This window comes from Butyrivibrio sp. FCS014 (genome assembly GCF_000526935.1).
Taxonomy (GTDB): Bacteria; Bacillota; Clostridia; order Lachnospirales; family Lachnospiraceae; genus Butyrivibrio.
This window is the reverse complement of sequence record NZ_JAHA01000003.1, coordinates 162503-179310: the sequence shown is the minus strand read 5'-3', so window position 1 is coordinate 179310 and position 16808 is coordinate 162503. Positions and strand designations below refer to the sequence as shown.

The following is a 16808-nucleotide window of genomic DNA, read 5'->3' as shown; positions in this document are numbered from 1 at the left end:
TTCTTCTTAATATTATATACGAACTTAAGTACCTCGTGGCAAAAAAACCTCCGACATTCTGCCGGAGGGTAATGATCAATTTGAAATCTGGTCGATACGATCTGAATATTTGATCCTGTAAATGCGGCGAAGTGATTCATTTATGCGCTCTTCGCTTATGCTTCCGTCCTTGACCTCAGCAAGAAGTCCATCGTAAGCCTGGGTAAAATCCTGAGGAAGATAGATCATGTCTGCACCGGACTTAACGGCTGCTATAGCCGCCTCTGATGGGGTGTAATACTCTGTGATGGCGCCCTCACTAAGAGAATCCGTGATTACAATTCCTCCAAAACCAAGGGTTCCTCTGAGTTCTTCCTGAATGACTTTCTCTGAGAGTGATGCCGGTGTATTGTCACCTGTCAGCTCGGGAAGGGAAATATTAGAAACCATAATGGCGTTAACGCCGCCATTATCTATCGCTCCCTTGAATACCTCATACTCGCCAACCACCAGCTGATCCTTGGTGGCATCACTGGTAGCCATTGCCGCAGATGTATCGCCCTTTAAAGGAAATGCATAGGCACAGGCTGAAACACCTGACTCCTGGATCCCTGTAATCATAGAAGTTGTAATATCTCTTACCAAAGCAACATCGGTTCCGTAAAGTGAACCTTCCGTAATGCCCATATTTGGGGCTATATCAAGATTAAATCCGTACTGATAAAGAGCAGATCCGATGGCACCTGCACTGTATCCTGCAGAATCGGCATCTGTGATCTCGGATACACCTTCAACTCCTATGGAGGAGGTTACCGAAGAAGACTGTGCTCCCTCTTCAAATACAGCTGTAAATATAGGGTACTTACTCATGGATGCTGTTGCCTGCAGCATCTCCTTTATCTGCTCTTCTGATTTGATGTTCTTGGCTGAATAAACAATTCCGCCCACTGCGTAATTGCCAAGAGCTTCCTGTGTTCCGCTGCCGGCCTTTACTGCCGTTGCGACTCCCGTAAGCTGCTCCGGGGTTACTATGAAAAGACCCGCCACCTTATCTTCAAGAGGCATTTCTGAAATACACGATTCAACCACCTCATTAAGAAGATCGTCCTGGCTCATCTCCTGAGGCTCAGGTTCCTCCGGAGTCTCTATGACAATCTCCTGAGGCTCCTGTTCTGCCTCCGTCACCTGCTGTGCTACCTCGCTCTCTGCCGGTGCCTTCTTAAAGGCAGCTCTCAAAAAGTGTACGCCGGCGGCAATGCCACCGATAATAACCAGCAATGTCACCGCAAGTGTTATATATGCAATAAGCTGGCTCTGTTTCCTTCTTTGCCTTCGAGCCAGCCTCTTTTCATCAAAATCCTGTTCTTCTAATCTCGCCATTGTTTTCCCCACAACCCAAAACTTTTTTCTTAAGGGATATTGTAACATAGTTCCGGACAATAATCGAGGGCAGAAGCTTCATCTATATTACCTGCTTCTGCCCTTATGCCGAGTACTCATCTAATTCTATTGTTTTTACGTCCAACGGACCATCCTCCAATTTCTCAGCCTCATCTTTCCATTAACCTTTGCATTCATATGCTGTGGTTGCAATATATTTAGTATTGCCCGAACCACCTATTCATGTACTTGAAGTGCTGTCGTTCTATTTCTTGTACTTCTTACTTCTTATGATCTATATTACTCGCTTAATAATTTGGTGGAGTGTACCATCCTTTCCTTGAATATTTTAACTATCTATCCCTTTGGAGTGTACCTGCCTTTCTTTCTCCCCGATTTCCGTTCGTCATCTATATTATCGTGGAGAAGTATTTTTTTGGATAACTTATAAGTTCCTTTTGATGATTTTATTATATCAGCCGGTCATGATTTGTCAATACATTTTCAGAAATTCTTTTAATTATTTAGAATATGTCGGGTGAATTGTGCCATTTTCTGTTATTTATTTGAATTGTATATTCTTTTTATACAATTCAGCACATTCACCCGACATATTATAGGATTCTATTTATTACGCGTTTTGTAATATTTTCAATTCAGACACACTTTATTTTCTGACCATCAGTCCAGAGGATATTTGTCTGTCAGTTCTTTAATAATTGCTCTTGCCTCGTCGTTCTTCTCTCCCTTGTTCTTGATAACAATTGAGATAGCTTCGGCGATCTTGTCCATATCCTCAGTATTCATGCCCCTTGTGGTAACTGCAGGAGTTCCAAGACGGATTCCGCTGGTAACAAAGGGTGACTGCTGCTCGTTGGGAATTGTGTTCTTGTTGGCTGTGATATGAGCATCATCAAGCCATGCCTCAACTTCCTTGCCGGTAAGGCCGAAGTTTGTAAGATCTACCAGCATAAGGTGATTGTCTGTGCCGCCGGAAACGATCTTGATACCGCGGCTCATCAGGCCGTTGCAAAGAGCCTTTGCATTGTCCACAACGTTCTGGGCATATGTCTTAAATTCGGGAGAAAGAGCTTCTTTAAAGCAGATAGCCTTGGCTGCAACAACATGCTCAAGAGGGCCGCCCTGGATTCCGGGGAATACAGCCTTGTTGAACTTGTACTTGTCCTGAGCCTCCTGATTCCAGAGGATAAGTCCTCCTCTGGGTCCTCTTAAGGTCTTATGTGTCGTGGTGGTCACAACATCCGCATAAGGGAAGGGACTGGGATGAAGTCCTGTGGCAACAAGTCCTGCGATATGAGCTATATCTACCATGAGAACTGCGCCGCAGGCATCAGCTGCTTCTCTGAACTTCTTGAAGTCGATTATTCTGCAGTAAGCGGAAGCACCTGCAATGATGAGCTTGGGCTTGTGCTCTACTGCCATCTTGTACATATTATCGTAGTCAATGATTCCGTTATCATCAACGCCGTAGGAAATGACGTTGTAATAGGTTCCTGAAATATTGGCACTGCTTCCGTGTGAAAGGTGACCGCCCTGGCTAAGGTCCATACCCATTACTGTGTCACCGGGCTTAAGAAGTGCAAACTGAACTGCCAGGTTGGCCTGTGCACCTGAATGAGGCTGAACGTTGGCGTAATCGCAGTGAAACAGCTCCTTGGCTCTGTCACGGGCGATGTTCTCTACCTTATCAACAACGTAACATCCGCCGTAGTATCTTTTCCCCGGAAGACCCTCAGCGTACTTGTTGGTAAGAGGACTGCCCATAGCAGCCATAACAGCCTTGCTGGTCCAGTTCTCCGATGCGATCAGCTCGATGTGATCGTTCTGACGTGCCAGCTCTTCCTCTATAAGAGCGGCAATCTCAGGGTCAACTTTTCTGACTTCTTCCAATGAATACATTCCCTTTTCCTCCCGAAATATTATCTTTTTACAGTTTAATGCGTTAAAGTACAAACATCCTGCTTATCGTATCACACAATCCGGCAAAATTCTACCCGTAAAATTTAAAAATAAGTATCCATTTTTGTGATACAATTCTAGAGAATAAAATCACAAATTAACAAGGGAGTTTCATATATGTATTACTGTATAGTCAATCCTTCGGCCCGATCGGGCAAGGGAAAAGAAATATGGAAAAAGCTGGAAAAGAGCTTTAAAGACAGGGGACTGGAATTTCGAGCTGCATTTACAAAGGGACCGGGGCACGCCACCGAGCTGGCCCATCAGATCACTTCCGCAGAAAGTGAACCCTCGGATCTTCCTCTTAAGATAGTTGTTCTTGGAGGAGACGGAACCCTCAACGAAGCCATAAACGGAATAGATGACTTTGATAAGGTGCTTGTTGGATATATTCCCATTGGATCCAGCAACGATTTTTCAAGAGATCTGGATCTTCCCAAGGATCCTCAGGAACTTGTAGACAGAATTGTTGAGGGAAAAGAGCTAAGATCCCTGGACCTGGGCCGCCTTACCTACAACAGCATGTCTGATACCTACTCAAGACTTCACGAAGAGAATGTATCCGATGTCAGAATATTTGATGTAAGTTCCGGTATTGGCTTTGATGCAGCAGTATGTGAAGAAGCATTAAGCTCGGGAACCAAGAACTTTTTCAATAAACTCGGCCTTGGAAAACTAACCTATGGAAGTATCGCTATCAGGCAGCTTCTTGGGGCCAAAAAGATACCATGTGATATTGAACTTGATTGCGGCACCACAGTTCATCTTGATCACTTCCTCTTTGTTGCCACCATGATACATCACTACGAGGGTGGTGGCTTTAACATGACTCCCACCGCGGATCTTACCGACGGTCTCTTTGATCTGTGTGTTATCGGAAACATGACCAAGCCTGCCATGTTCAGGGCCCTTCCCTTTGCATACTTTGGCAAGCACTACAGATTCAAGGGTGTTTATCACTACACCGCAAGGAAAGTGACCATTAAGACCGCCGAGCCTCTTTGGGTCCACACCGACGGAGAGGTTTCCGTAAAGTCAGACAACATCACCCTGGAATGTCTCAGGCAAAAGCTGCATTTAATGATCTGATGACTCTTTTTCCAAATCAGAAATTACGTCCCATTGAGCATGCAAAAAGCGCACCGGCCAAAAGCCTGTGCGCTTTAATTATGTACCTGTGGGTTAAGCTCTCACTGCCACTCTCTCCTCCTGCTTTGTGCAGAAGCTCTCAAGAAGAGATGTGTGGTAAAACAGCAGATAGAAAATGATGGCCATGATGAAGGCTGTTATAACATCATATACTGAGTGCTGTTTGATAAACAGTGTGGAAAGGATAATGGAGATTCCTATAACGTCTCCTACAATCTTCCCGACTTTACCAAATCTCTTGCTGTGATGGATAGCGATCATGGTCCCAATGGAGTTATAAACATGAATGCTGGGCCAGAGATTTGATGATGTATCAGTTCTGTAGATCACTCCCACCAGCTGTGTAAACACGTTGTCTCTTGGCATAACCATGGGACGAAGCTGATGCATATTGGGAAACAGTGTTGATACTATAAGGAAAATTGTCATTCCGGTTGCCAGGAAAATAAAATTCTTGTAGTAGTCCTCAACATCCAGCGAGAACATAAAGAACAAAAGGACAACCGAAACATAAGCAAACCACATATAATAGGGGATGACAAAAGCCTCAACGAAGGGGATCATGTCATCAACAGCTGTATGGATGATGGAGTAGTGCGCAAAGGTGTGCTTCTCTATGTATACGAACCAGATAAGATAAAACGGTGCGTAAAAGAGAATAGGCAGCGCGAGTCTGAAAAGATCTCTGCCCAGCTCTCTGTCGACAGTTCTCCCCGTCCACATTTCATATTTCTTTTTCATAATACTCCTCAAAAAACGTTCAAGTAAAATAAACTAGTTTACATCTACATTTTAAAGATTATTTTAGCACTTTATCTTTTAGTGTAAATGTTCAAAATTAACATAATATCTCTGTTAAACGTAAATTCTTCATGTAAAATTACAATAATATCAGTTGAAATGGAATATTCTCTGCAGAAGCTTATAGCCTGCAAGAGTTATCTTTCTGCCGCCCTTACCGGGAAGATAAATGTAGTTACCCTCGATACTGTATCTGATCTTGAGGTACAGCGGAACACTCTTTTCCCTGATGTAATTTAAGAGCTCCTGTCTCTTGGCGAGGTTCTCCTTTGTATCCTCAGTTATAAGAAGGACTGAGGAAATGGCGGTAATGATCTCAAGGTAATTGAACATGTACTTGTTGAGTTCCTTGCGGCTTCTGATCATTCCGATGTTCTCTACGTAGTAATCAACCATCAGCTTGTTTACCCTGATCTGCTGATCGATCCTGGAGAGCATGATCTTCTGATTTACGGACTGGTCTTCTCTTCCGATGTAGTAATAATAGAAGTTTACATCCAGGTAATACATGTTCTTAACAAAAGGAAGCGGGTTAAAAACATAGATATTGTCAACGTAGAAGGTATGCTCAGGAAGCTTAAGTCCGCACTGTCTAAGGAGCTTGGTCCTGTAAATAGCGGAATGCATAAGAAGATAATGTCCCTTGGGAGTCCTCTTAACATCCTTCCAGGTAAACATCTGCTCGATGGGGAACATGGTGTTGTAGCGCATAACCTTGTGGCGCTTCTCTCCCACCTTGTTATATACAAAGTTACTGATAAGAAGATCCAGCTGTCTGTCTCCGCCGGCAAGCTCTGCCAGTGTGCTGAGGATCTTTCTGTAAGCTATCTCTTTTACCCAGTCATCAGAGTCCACTACTTTGAAGAAGAGACCTGATGCATTCTCGATACCGGCGTTTACAGCTGAACCGTGTCCGCCGTTGGGTTTGTGGATCGCTCTGCAGATTGTAGGGTACTTGGCCTGGTACTCATCTGCGATCTCTGCGGTTCTGTCCTTGGAACCGTCATCTACAATGAGGATCTCAACCTCTTCACCGCCCACAAGCAATGAATCGATACACTTTGACATGTAGTCCTGCGAGTTGTAGCAGGGAACTGCAATTGACAGTAATTTCATAATTCCGACTCCTTAATTCCTTAATCCTTTTTCATTAATCCCTTAATCTCTTGCTCTCAAACTTCTCGATTGCCGAAAGGCAGTTTCGAAGGTCCACATACCTGTCGTAAACATCCCCTTCATTGACAACCACTCCCACAGACAAAGCCATGATATCAATCATATCATTTGTTATTGTGGGCCTGAGTCTTGCCAGAATATCAAGCTTCTCAGCGGCAAGATCCGCATCCATGAACTGGATCACCAACGGATCAAGGTTAAGATCCTTGGCTTCCTCGTCCAGGCTCTTGCTCATGACATCGCCGGTCCTTACAGACTCATTTTCAGATGAAGGCTCCTCGCTTTTAAATTCAGGTGCAGGCGTGCTCTTAAATTCAGGTGCCGGTGCGGGCTCAAGGTCTGTAACCTTCTCAAAGCGCATCTTCTGTCTTGCTGACGGATACTTGTTCCTGTCTACCTCTGACATGAACATATCAAGAGGCCTTACATAGGTCTTGAAATCCGGATACAGCGCCTGATACACCACCATCTCTTCTCTTGTCTCGGAATGGATGGCTATGGTCACGATCTGATAAAGATTGCCCTTAAAATGTCTGTAGATTTCCTGCGGTCTTGGTCTTTCCACTGTTTTCCCCTCTCTGTGACCGTCGGTCACACATCTGCATATTATAAGATAAAGAATCTGTTATTTCAATGTCAACCTGCCTTGTTTGCTCTGCTGCATTTGACTATCACCATTTCAACTGCGATAACATAGTCCAGCCTGCCGGTCTTAACGGCTTCGTCCTGGGAAGCACACAGCTCCAGGGTATCCTTAAGTTCTTTGAAGCTGTAGCCTCTTGCCCAATTGAGATACTTCTGTACAAAGAAGGGCTGGATCTTGGCTGCACTTGCAATGGTGGATCTGTCAACGCCCCTGTCATTAAGTTCCTTGACCTGGTACATAATGTTGAACTGCCTGGTAATCATGGCCAGTATCTTGGCCGGCGGTTCCTTCAGCGCCAGCATATCGTAATAGAGCTCGATAGCCTTTCTCTGATTCCTCTCGGATATGGCATCGGTCATGGCAAATATCCTGCTGGTAAGGTAATGGGCGCAGACAGCCTCAATATCGTCTTCTGTAATGGAAGGCCTGTCGATACAATAGCACACAAGCTTTTCAATTTCAGTTGCTATGTTTGACATGTCGGTACCGACCCGCTCCACAAGAAGGGCCTGGGCTCTTGGCGATATCTCTTTTCCCTCGTTTGCGCATCTGCTCTTTATCCATCTGTAGAGGGTATCCTCGGTCTGGATCTCACATTCCATCTCAAATCCAAGCTTGGAAACCGCCTTGAACATATCCTTGCGCTTATCCAGCTCCTGCTCCACAAAAATAAAGATCACCGTATCTGCCGGAGACTTGAGATACTCTGCAAGTTCAGGGCATCCCTCCTTGAAAAAGCCGCTGTCCTCAATAAGGATCACTCTCTTCTCCGCAAGAAACGGCATGGTCTCTGCCATGTCTATCACTTCTCCGGGGACTATATCCTTGCCCTTGTATCTGTTGAAGTTCATGGAACTTGCATCGCAGGACAGGGCCTTAAGGAGCTTGTCGCGATTCTGGAAACGAAGGTACGCCTCTTCTCCATATAATAGGTAACAGGGCTTAAAATTGCCGCTGGTAATATCTTCATTCAATTGTCTTTGTTTGACATTAAAGTCCGAAGTTTTGGCTGCCATTTTTCAACACCTCGTTTTCTATGTTATCACGATATGGCTTTTTTTGATATACTAGATAGGCGCATATTCCCTATGATTTTAGTTAAGGAGAAACAATATGTTGATTCATGGTTTACAGAAAATGACCCTTTTGGATTACCCTGAACATGTGGCCTGCACGGTGTTTCTTGCGGGGTGCGATCTAAGGTGCCCCTACTGCCACAATTTTGAGCTGGTGGACGGCACCGCGCAGCCTGTAATGGACGAGGAGGAGCTTTTTTTCTTCCTGAAAAAGAGGCAGGGACTGCTTGACGGTGTAGCGATAACCGGAGGTGAGCCTCTGATGCGGCCGGACATCGATGTCTTTATGGAAAAGATACGTAAAATGGGTTATCTCATCAAGCTGGATACCAACGGATGCCACCCGGAGCGGCTTTCGCAGCTTCTTGAAAGAGGGCTTGCGGATTATGTTGCCATGGACATAAAGAATTCTCCCACAAGATATAGTGTCACATCGGGAGTTTCAAACCTTAATATTGACAATATCAAAGAAAGCGTCCGTATCATCATGAATAGCGCTCCCGACTACGAGTTCCGCACTACCGTGGTAAAAGAGCTCCATAATAAGGAAAGTTTTGTTGAGATTGGCAAATGGATACAAGGCGCCAAAGCATACTATCTTCAGCAGTTTGTGGAGCGGGATACCGTACCTGACAAGGCTCTTTCGAGTCCTTCCGAGGAAGAGATGGCTCTTTTCCTGGAGACTGTCAGAGAATATGTGCCTTCTGCGAAGATCCGGGGAATTTGACATCAAACCACAATATATTGTGTTTATGTTTTTTCGTTTATCAATATATTGACACAGATTAACAATTATGATATGGTTTATCTATCGAAAATAGCCACAACATCATTTGTAGGGGGATTATTATGTATCAGGTAGTAAAAAGAGACGGAACAATTGCGGAGTTTAATATTTCCAAGATCTCTGCAGCTATAACCAAAGCTTTCGTTGCCCTTGAGAAAGATTATCACTCAAGCGTCATCGACCTTATCGCTCTGAGGGTAGCTTCAGATTTCGAGGCTAAGGTAAAAGATGGCAAGATCACCGTAGAGGAGATCCAGGACAGCGTAGAGAAGGTGCTTTCCGAATCCGGCTACTCTGATGTTTCAAAGGCATATATTCTTTATCGTAAGCAGCGTGAGAAGGTTCGTAACGTCAACTCTGCCCTTCTTAACTACAAGGACCTTGTTGACGATTATCTTAAGATCAACGACTGGAGAGTTAAAGAGAACTCTACAGTAACCTACTCTGTTGGCGGACTTATCCTGTCCAATTCAGGAGCCATCACAGCTAACTACTGGCTCTCAGAAGTTTATGACGAAGAGATAGCAAACGCCCACAGATCAGCCGCAATCCATATTCATGACCTTTCCATGCTCACAGGCTACTGCGCTGGCTGGAGTCTTAAGCAGCTGATCCAGGAAGGTCTTGGCGGTGTTCCCGGCAAGATAACTTCATCTCCCGCCAACCATCTGTCAACACTTGCAAATCAGATGGTCAACTTCCTTGGAATCATGCAGAATGAATGGGCCGGTGCTCAGGCATTCTCATCCTTTGATACATATCTTGCACCTTTTGTTAAGGTTGACAACCTTTCCTATAAGGAAGTTAAGCAGTGTGTTCAGTCCTTTGTTTACGGCGTAAACACTCCTTCAAGATGGGGAACTCAGGCGCCTTTCTCAAACATCACCTTAGACTGGACTGTACCCGCTGACCTTAAGAACCTCAACGCAATAGTTGGAGGCAAGGAACTTGACTTCACTTATGGCGATTGCCAGAAGGAAATGGATATGGTCAACAAGGCATTCCTTGAGACCATGATCGAAGGCGATGCCAACGGACGTGGATTCCAGTATCCTATCCCTACTTATTCAATAACACGTGATTTTGATTGGAGCGAGACCGAGAACAACAAGCTCCTCTTCGAAATGACCGCCAAGTACGGCACACCTTATTTCTCAAATTATATCAACTCCGACATGGAGCCTTCAGATGTTCGTTCCATGTGCTGCAGACTTCGTCTCGACCTCAGAGAGCTCCGCAAGAAATCCGGCGGATTCTTCGGTTCCGGCGAGTCAACAGGATCTATCGGTGTTGTTACCATCAATATGCCCAGGATCGCATACCTGGCATCCGATGAGGCTGACTTCTACAAGAGACTTGATCACCTTATGGATGTTGCTGCAAGAAGTCTTCATACCAAGAGACAGGTTATCACAAGACTCCTTGATCAGGGACTTTACCCTTATACCAAGAGATACCTGGGAACCTTCTCAAACCACTTCTCAACCATCGGCCTTATCGGCATGAACGAGGTTGGCCTTAATGCAAAGTGGCTCGGAGCTGATATGACAGATGAGAGGACTCAGGAATTCTCAAAGGCAGTTCTCAATCACATGAGAGAGCGTCTCTCCGATTATCAGGAGAAATATGACGGAGATCTTTACAACCTTGAGGCAACACCTGCAGAGTCTACCACATATCGCTTTGCTAAGCATGACAAGGAGCTCTATCCCGATATCATCACTGCAAACATGAACGGTACACCTTACTACACCAACTCATCTCATCTTCCTGTAGGATTTACTGAGGATATATTCTCAGCACTTGATATTCAGGATGAGCTGCAGACACTTTATACATCAGGAACAGTATTCCATGCATTCCTTGGAGAGAAGCTTCCCGACTGGAAGGCAGCCGCTACCCTTGTTAGAAAGATTGCAGAGAACTACAAGCTTCCTTACTACACAATGTCACCTACATACTCAGTATGTAAGGAGCACGGATACCTTGCAGGTGAGCAGACCGTTTGTCCTCACTGCGGAGCAAAGACAGAGGTTTACAGCCGAATCACCGGCTACTACCGCCCTGTTGCAAACTGGAATGACGGAAAGGCTCAGGAGTACAAGGATCGCCGCGTTTACAACATCGGCCACTCCAAGCTTACCCACCAAGGCCCAAGGAAAGTTGATTTTGTAGAGGCGTCTGTTAAGAAGTCGAACTCAGATTCCAAAGAGAATGCAGCTAACCTTACTACCAATACAGTTATGCTGTTCAAGACTCAGACCTGTCCTAACTGCAAGATTGCAGGATCTCTCCTGGACAAGGCCGGCGTTATCTACAAGACTCTTGATGCCAACGAAAATCCCGATCTTGTGGAGAAATACGGTATCATGCAGGCTCCTACCCTTGTTGTTCCTTCAGGAGAAGGTTACGAGAAGCTGCTGGGAGTATCAGACATCAAGTCATGGATTGAGAATATTCATGTATCATAATATCAAGTAAGAAAATCCTTTAGAGACCCGGATATCCGGGTCTCTAAAATGATTACCGGGATTATATTCAAGCGTAGTTTCAATGTTCAAAGATGTCAGAAGCCTGTGGATTTCCCTGAGGTTGTCTCCTACCTTGGAAATCACACTGCTTCTGACTTTTTCTTCTTTATCGCCTATGCTAAGATACACCTTTGGGGTCAGGATCTTGTTTCCTTCCACATATTCCATAAATCCGGGGAACCAGACAGATGGTGATACTGCGGCTATCCCGTCAAATTTATCCGTGTTATATGCGGCCCACAGACTAAACAGCCCTGCCAGGGAATATCCACCCAGGTAGAGCTTTTTTGTTGCGGCTTTTCTTTCATCGCTATCTTTTTTGCCAGGAGACATAATTTCAGGGAGCACATCATTAATGATATAATCCAGGGTTCCTGCGGCGCCGCAGCCAAAATTCTCATTTCCGAACACAGCCGGGGCTTCCCAGGGCGACAGATCATTGTTCCAGTCATCCACAAAGACCGCTGCTATCAGTATGTCTTTTCCCGTATTCTCTTTTATGAGCGCAAGCTCACTTTCCGGCGAATCATCCCTGATGTCTGCAGGCTGAATGATCACTGTATCTGAATTGGGATTTCCGTAATACTGTATTCTCATATTAGATAATCTCCTGTCTGAATTTTCTACCGTTATAGTATCACAACCATAGGTGCATTTTCATCTTCAGGTATTTTACCGCAAAAGGGAAGAAGAGGCTCAAGGGCCTCTTCTTCTCTCTGAATTATCTCATCTATCGGTGTGTTAAAGATCACACTCAGTACTATTAAGTTGTCTATTGTGGGAACGCTGTCTCCCCTTTGCCACTTGAAGATGGCATTTTCAGAACTGCTGAGCATCTCTGCCAGTTCTGATACCTTTATGTGATTCTCTGTCCGAAGCTGCTTGATCTTGGCTCCTGTAGCCTTGGTGTCCAGTCTTATTGAGAAATAGTTGGTCATAAGATTTTGCCTCCTTAGTGTAAGCTGTTTGATGGTTTAGGTTTCAGTTACAGCATCCTCTGCCGCCGGCATTTGGCACCTCTGCCTCTAAAGGATGCAAGGCTATTTATTATTTTTAGAATGTGCTGTGTCGCTCTTAGTGAAACAATTATGCAGCAATAATGAAAATCTATAAAGGTCCGGAATCGCCAAATAGAAGTTCTTATCCGGCATCTTTGTAAAATTACCGCCGCTTAATTTATCGGCGGCTTTTTGGATTTTATAAGATTTATATTTTTGGTGCTTGTATACTATACACCATTTTTGCGCAGCTGAAAATAAACCCACGGTTTATTGCTCCCGGGATGCAATTTGGTAAAATGAATACATACAAGCCCGGTGGGGCAAATAAAAAAGACTGATATAGAAGGTTAATAAAGAGAGAGCGCGGGATAACCATGCCCTTCTCTACCGCAATATCAGTCTTTTTAATTGCGGTTTTTGGACCTTGAAAACTACAAAATTCATTAAAAAAAGGAGACAAAAGCCATGAACAAAGTAAAAAAAGTAACTATCAAAACCTATAGCGAGGTAGAGATCCCCGGCACTTCACAGTTCGACAGGAACTATAAAAACCCCTTAACAAGGCAGTTCCAGTATGAATATGCTCTCTTCCTTGCGGTATCTGATCTCTTCTCCTCTGTAATCTGCAGATCCCTGTGCATCGAGAGCCTTAAGCTCTATTTTATGGAACTGCCCGCATCCTCAAATAAAGATGAGGAGCAGACAGTGGAAACAGGCGATGCATCTATGAAAAAAAGCAAATCCAGAGAGAGAATGATGGCCGAAACCGCAATGATGGTTTCAAGGGATGTCATCTCAAAGATCACATTCCCCCAGATAAACATCTGCAGGGCCGAAGTAACCGTCCTTAGTGAAAAAGACGGAACTCACACTTTCCTGTTCTCTGACGGCATCTACGGATTTACCGTCCACATGGAAAGCCCCCAAAAAGGCGTTCCAAGATCTATCGTTGTTAGGGACCTCTCCTCTTGAGAGGTCTTTTTATTGTTGATATAATTGTTGGCAAGTATGGAAAAAGAAAGGGGAAATGAACATGAATGACGTATTACGAACAAAATGTGAACTGTTGGCCGACAACAGGGATGCTGTCAAAAAAGGTTTCTTCTGGGAGCGGGATCTTATGAGGATCGTTGCTGCTACCGTCTTCACCGGAGCAGGCAAAAATGCAGACCCTGCACGCATGAAGGAATGCCGCAAGATACTTAAAAAGCACCAGGGAATCTTTTCTGATTTCAGAAGCTATGCTGAGCTCCTTGTAATATCCAAGATGGCACTTGCAGAAGATCCCGAAAGTTACATCAAGGATGTGATCGACATCTATAAAGTCTTAAGAAGCGGAAAGATCTTCACCTCTGAGCACATGGCTCTTGCAGCCCTTAGCATTGTCGATACAGGAAACCTTGATAAGGCAGAGGATGTTGCCCGTAAAACCCGGGAGATCCTTTCTGCAATGAAGAAAGATCATCCTTTCCTTACTGACAGTTCCGATACTTCATTTGTTGCACTTCTTGCTCTTACAGACAGAAGCGTCGATGACATAGTCGATGAAGTAGATACAGGATATAAGATTCTCAAGGACAAGTTCCCGTTCCACAGTAACTCAGTTCATTCTCTTGCACAGATCATCGCTCTGAGCAAAGGAAGCGTTGAAAGCAAATGTGAAAAAGCCATAGAGATCTACGATGCTTTGAAAGCTTCAAAGGTCAAGTATGGTAAGGAATACGAGCTGGCATCTCTTGGTGCTCTGGTAAACCTTAATGTGGACACAGCCACCCTTGTCAGCGACATCGCCGAAGCTTCCGACTATCTCAAGACAAGAAAAGGATTCGGCAATATCACAATGGGCAAGAGCCTTAGACATATGTTCGCAGCCCTGCTTGCAGCCGGTGTATATGCCCCTGAGGATACATCCATGAATGCCTCGGTTATAAGTGGAACCATTGCATCGGTTATCGCACAGCAGATTGCTCTGATGATCGCTCTTACTGTGATAACCGCTTCAAATGCTGCCAGCAGCTCATCTACCTGAGTCTCAACACTTATAATAATCAGATATATGACAGGGAACGAAAGCATGCTCTTTCGTTCCTTGTTTTTTTATTGTATTTTTATAAACGTAATATAGCTAAAATGATACAATTATAATACGGTTGTGATCTTTTATTCGTTTATCAGGAGGACAATTTATGAGCTCTGAAACAACAATGAACACCAATCCCAAGAAGATCAAAAAGCTCAGTACCAAACTTATAAAGTTTATTATTCCATTATTTGCAGTAGGTGTTGCAGTGATGCTTGCTGTTCTGGCCACCTTTATAAGCTCCGTTATCAGAAACCTTCTTTATACCTCTCTTGAACAGCAGGTAAATTCTGATGCGGGTCAGATCAATAAGCAGCTGAATTCCATATTCTATTACCTCAACGGTGTCGGTGACACCATTGAAACAGTCAAATTTAATAATGACGAAGAGATCAGGGAATACATGGCAACATCTCTTGGAAGATATGACATAATCCCCACCGGTACATATCTTACCTTAAATGATGGTGCATATATCGATCCTTCGGGATGGGATCCCGGAAAGGATACCCGTGAATCCGCATGGTACAAGCAGGGAATCGGTTATGACAATAAGTTTTATTATTACTATGATGTACCCTACTTTGACAGTGACACCGGCGAGCTGTGTGCTACCGTGGTAAGGCATCTTCATCTTCCGGACGGCCGTGAAGGCGTTATCGCTTCGGATCTTTTCATGGCTGCAGCTCAGGAATATCTCAACGGCATTTCCATTTATGAGACCGGACATGCCATGATGCTCACTGATGAAGGCCTTATTCTTAGCTATCCCGTAGCTGATGTCTGCGGCCAGAATGTAGCCGATGTAGCAAATGATAAGCTTCTTACTTCCATATACGGAATGGTCACTTCCGGCCAGGACGGTGAAGTACAGAAGATCAAAGGAAACGACGGCACCTACTATGCTGTTATGCAGACTGTAAGCGGGACAAACTGGAAGGTTGTTGATTATGCCAACTCCGCTTCCGTTCTTAAGTCCATTACCTACATGATCATAGTCCTTGCCATCATTGTAGTTGTCCTTCTTATTGTACTGGCTGCAGTATTTGCTCTTCTGGTTGGAAAACTTATCAGAAGGCCTATAAAAGACCTTACTGACAATATCGAGAATATCGCTAACGGTGATTTCACCAATGATATCAATAACTCCGGCGATGATGAAATAGCCTTCATGAACAGTTCCATGAACGGATTCATCGGAAACATGCGTGGCACAATCAAGGATATTCAAAATGCTACCCGTCAGCTGGAAGAAGACTCTTCAAGATCAAGAGATACTTCAGAACTCCTGAGTCAGGAAGCTGATGAGCAGTCCCAGTCAATGGAGCAGATCCTTGATAACATGGAGAGCATGTCCAGTGCAGTAGCTGAGGTTGCGGAGAATGCCACATCACTGGCCCAGACAGTATCCGAGCTCACAGATGCCGAGCAGAATATTGAAAGCAGTATGTCAGTTCTTGTTGATAAGGCAGCTACAGGCCAGAAAGACATGAGCGCTGTAAGCAGCGAGATGAGCAATATCGTTGCATCCATGAACGATATGAACGAAGCCGTACAGTCCGTGGACGATGCAGCTAATCAGATCAATCAGATCGTGGATATGATCAACAGTATCGCCAGCCAGACCAATCTCCTGTCCCTTAATGCTTCCATCGAGGCTGCAAGAGCAGGTGAAGCCGGCAAGGGCTTTGCTGTAGTTGCTACAGAGATCGGCCAGCTGGCCAATAACAGTTCCGACGCCACCAAGCAGATTGCTGAGATAATCGAGGGAATGGTTGAGAAGGTTCGAGATCTTGCCACCAAGTCAGAGACCAACACCAATCTTATCAACAGCAGCGCAGAGTCCATAAATGCAGCCGCCGATACCTTCATGCAGATCTCCAATGACCTTAATGAAGCAAACAAGACCCTTATCGAAATGGCTGACAAGATGAACAGCGTAAACGACGTTGCCACCAACATGGCTTCCGTTTCCGAGGAGCAGTCTGCTTCTACCCAGGAGATCACCGAGACTGTAAATCGTCTTACACAGAGCTCCAGAAAAGTTGCCGATTCCAGCCGTGAAGTATCGGAAGCTGCGGGATCTGTTGCAAATTCCGCAGACCAGATCAGTGAGAACATCAAGTTCTTCAAGATAGGCGAATAAGACCGCTAATCGTAAAAGCAATGATAAATTTAAGGTCTCTCAAAGATGTATGTCTTTGGGAGGCCTTTTTTATCCT

At 44.6% G+C, this 16808-nt stretch carries 14 protein-coding genes; 6 read left to right on the top strand and 8 right to left on the bottom strand.

Annotation, left to right across the window (positions count from 1 at the left end; translation table 11 throughout):
* Positions 1–75: 75 nt before the first annotated feature.
* Entirely contained in the window at positions 76–1359 is a 1284-nt protein-coding gene (locus tag T456_RS0101190) for a glycoside hydrolase family 3 N-terminal domain-containing protein (RefSeq protein WP_024864527.1), read from the bottom strand.
* A 681-nt stretch (positions 1360–2040) separates the two neighbouring features.
* The gene (gene glyA, locus T456_RS0101185; protein ID WP_024864526.1) at positions 2041–3279 is read right to left on the bottom strand and encodes a serine hydroxymethyltransferase; all 1239 of its coding nucleotides are present in this window, start codon (positions 3277–3279) and stop codon (positions 2041–2043) included.
* 177 nt (positions 3280–3456) lie between these two features.
* On the opposite strand from glyA, the gene T456_RS0101180 reads away from it, so the two are divergent.
* Complete coding sequence (locus T456_RS0101180) at positions 3457–4428, top strand: diacylglycerol/lipid kinase family protein (protein WP_024864525.1); 972 nt, start codon at positions 3457–3459, stop codon at positions 4426–4428.
* Positions 4429–4521: 93 nt separating this feature from the next.
* Here the strand turns inward: T456_RS0101180 and T456_RS0101175 are convergent, their stop codons facing one another.
* The 4 genes from T456_RS0101175 to holA all read right to left on the bottom strand — a co-directional run bounded on the left by T456_RS0101175 (position 4522) and on the right by holA (position 8127).
* On the bottom strand, positions 4522–5229 hold the full coding sequence (locus tag T456_RS0101175; protein WP_024864524.1) for a serine/threonine protein phosphatase: 708 nt from the start codon (positions 5227–5229) through the stop codon (positions 4522–4524).
* Between the two features lie 150 nt (positions 5230–5379).
* Positions 5380–6405 (bottom strand): glycosyltransferase family 2 protein, encoded by a 1026-nt coding sequence (locus T456_RS0101170; RefSeq protein WP_024864523.1) that lies wholly within the window; start codon positions 6403–6405, stop codon positions 5380–5382.
* Between the two features lie 34 nt (positions 6406–6439).
* The gene (locus T456_RS0101165) at positions 6440–7030 is read right to left on the bottom strand and encodes a DUF1653 domain-containing protein (protein WP_024864522.1); all 591 of its coding nucleotides are present in this window, start codon (positions 7028–7030) and stop codon (positions 6440–6442) included.
* 71 nt (positions 7031–7101) lie between these two features.
* Positions 7102–8127 carry a DNA polymerase III subunit delta gene (gene holA / locus T456_RS0101160; RefSeq protein WP_024864521.1) on the bottom strand — a complete coding sequence of 342 codons (1026 nt, stop codon included), beginning with the start codon at positions 8125–8127 and terminating at the stop codon, positions 7102–7104.
* A gap of 97 nt (positions 8128–8224) precedes the next feature.
* Between holA and T456_RS0101155 the strand changes: the two genes are divergently transcribed.
* The gene (locus tag T456_RS0101155) at positions 8225–8914 is read left to right on the top strand and encodes an anaerobic ribonucleoside-triphosphate reductase activating protein (protein ID WP_024864520.1); all 690 of its coding nucleotides are present in this window, start codon (positions 8225–8227) and stop codon (positions 8912–8914) included.
* A gap of 122 nt (positions 8915–9036) precedes the next feature.
* A complete protein-coding gene (locus tag T456_RS0101150; protein WP_024864519.1) occupies positions 9037–11445 on the top strand; it encodes a ribonucleoside triphosphate reductase in 2409 nt (802 codons plus the stop codon).
* On the opposite strand, the gene T456_RS0101145 is transcribed toward T456_RS0101150, so the two are convergent.
* Both T456_RS0101145 and T456_RS18880 read right to left on the bottom strand, forming a co-directional pair.
* The gene (locus T456_RS0101145) at positions 11440–12102 is read right to left on the bottom strand and encodes an alpha/beta hydrolase-fold protein (protein ID WP_024864518.1); all 663 of its coding nucleotides are present in this window, start codon (positions 12100–12102) and stop codon (positions 11440–11442) included. The genes T456_RS0101150 and T456_RS0101145 overlap by 6 nt on opposite strands.
* Positions 12103–12134: 32 nt before the next feature.
* A complete protein-coding gene (locus T456_RS18880) occupies positions 12135–12443 on the bottom strand; it encodes a helix-turn-helix domain-containing protein (RefSeq protein WP_024864517.1) in 309 nt (102 codons plus the stop codon).
* Positions 12444–12971: 528 nt separating this feature from the next.
* On the opposite strand from T456_RS18880, the gene T456_RS0101130 reads away from it, so the two are divergent.
* The 3 genes from T456_RS0101130 (at position 12972) to T456_RS0101120 (ending at position 16732) form a co-directional block, all read left to right on the top strand.
* Positions 12972–13478, top strand: a complete 507-nt coding sequence (locus T456_RS0101130; protein ID WP_024864515.1) for a hypothetical protein — start codon at positions 12972–12974, stop codon at positions 13476–13478.
* 61 nt (positions 13479–13539) lie between these two features.
* A complete protein-coding gene (locus tag T456_RS0101125) occupies positions 13540–14535 on the top strand; it encodes a DUF4003 family protein (protein ID WP_024864514.1) in 996 nt (331 codons plus the stop codon).
* Between the two features lie 157 nt (positions 14536–14692).
* On the top strand, positions 14693–16732 hold the full coding sequence (locus tag T456_RS0101120) for a methyl-accepting chemotaxis protein (protein ID WP_024864513.1): 2040 nt from the start codon (positions 14693–14695) through the stop codon (positions 16730–16732).
* The last annotated feature ends 76 nt before the right edge of the window (positions 16733–16808 follow it).

What these genes read in the sequence shown, in the direction of transcription:
- T456_RS0101120 (WP_024864513.1), top strand. Translation starts at nt 14,693, where the DNA reads ATGAGCTCTGAAACAACAATGAACACCAATCCCAAGAAGATCAAAAAG.
- T456_RS0101150 (WP_024864519.1), top strand. Translation starts at nt 9,037, where the DNA reads ATGTATCAGGTAGTAAAAAGAGACGGAACAATTGCGGAGTTTAATATT.
- glyA (WP_024864526.1), bottom strand. Translation starts at nt 3,279, where the DNA reads ATGTATTCATTGGAAGAAGTCAGAAAAGTTGACCCTGAGATTGCCGCT.
- T456_RS0101130 (WP_024864515.1), top strand. Translation starts at nt 12,972, where the DNA reads ATGAACAAAGTAAAAAAAGTAACTATCAAAACCTATAGCGAGGTAGAG.
- T456_RS0101180 (WP_024864525.1), top strand. Translation starts at nt 3,457, where the DNA reads ATGTATTACTGTATAGTCAATCCTTCGGCCCGATCGGGCAAGGGAAAA.
- T456_RS18880 (WP_024864517.1), bottom strand. Translation starts at nt 12,443, where the DNA reads ATGACCAACTATTTCTCAATAAGACTGGACACCAAGGCTACAGGAGCC.
- T456_RS0101155 (WP_024864520.1), top strand. Translation starts at nt 8,225, where the DNA reads ATGTTGATTCATGGTTTACAGAAAATGACCCTTTTGGATTACCCTGAA.
- T456_RS0101190 (WP_024864527.1), bottom strand. Translation starts at nt 1,359, where the DNA reads ATGGCGAGATTAGAAGAACAGGATTTTGATGAAAAGAGGCTGGCTCGA.
- T456_RS0101145 (WP_024864518.1), bottom strand. Translation starts at nt 12,102, where the DNA reads ATGAGAATACAGTATTACGGAAATCCCAATTCAGATACAGTGATCATT.
- T456_RS0101170 (WP_024864523.1), bottom strand. Translation starts at nt 6,405, where the DNA reads ATGAAATTACTGTCAATTGCAGTTCCCTGCTACAACTCGCAGGACTAC.
- T456_RS0101125 (WP_024864514.1), top strand. Translation starts at nt 13,540, where the DNA reads ATGAATGACGTATTACGAACAAAATGTGAACTGTTGGCCGACAACAGG.
- holA (WP_024864521.1), bottom strand. Translation starts at nt 8,127, where the DNA reads ATGGCAGCCAAAACTTCGGACTTTAATGTCAAACAAAGACAATTGAAT.
- T456_RS0101175 (WP_024864524.1), bottom strand. Translation starts at nt 5,229, where the DNA reads ATGAAAAAGAAATATGAAATGTGGACGGGGAGAACTGTCGACAGAGAG.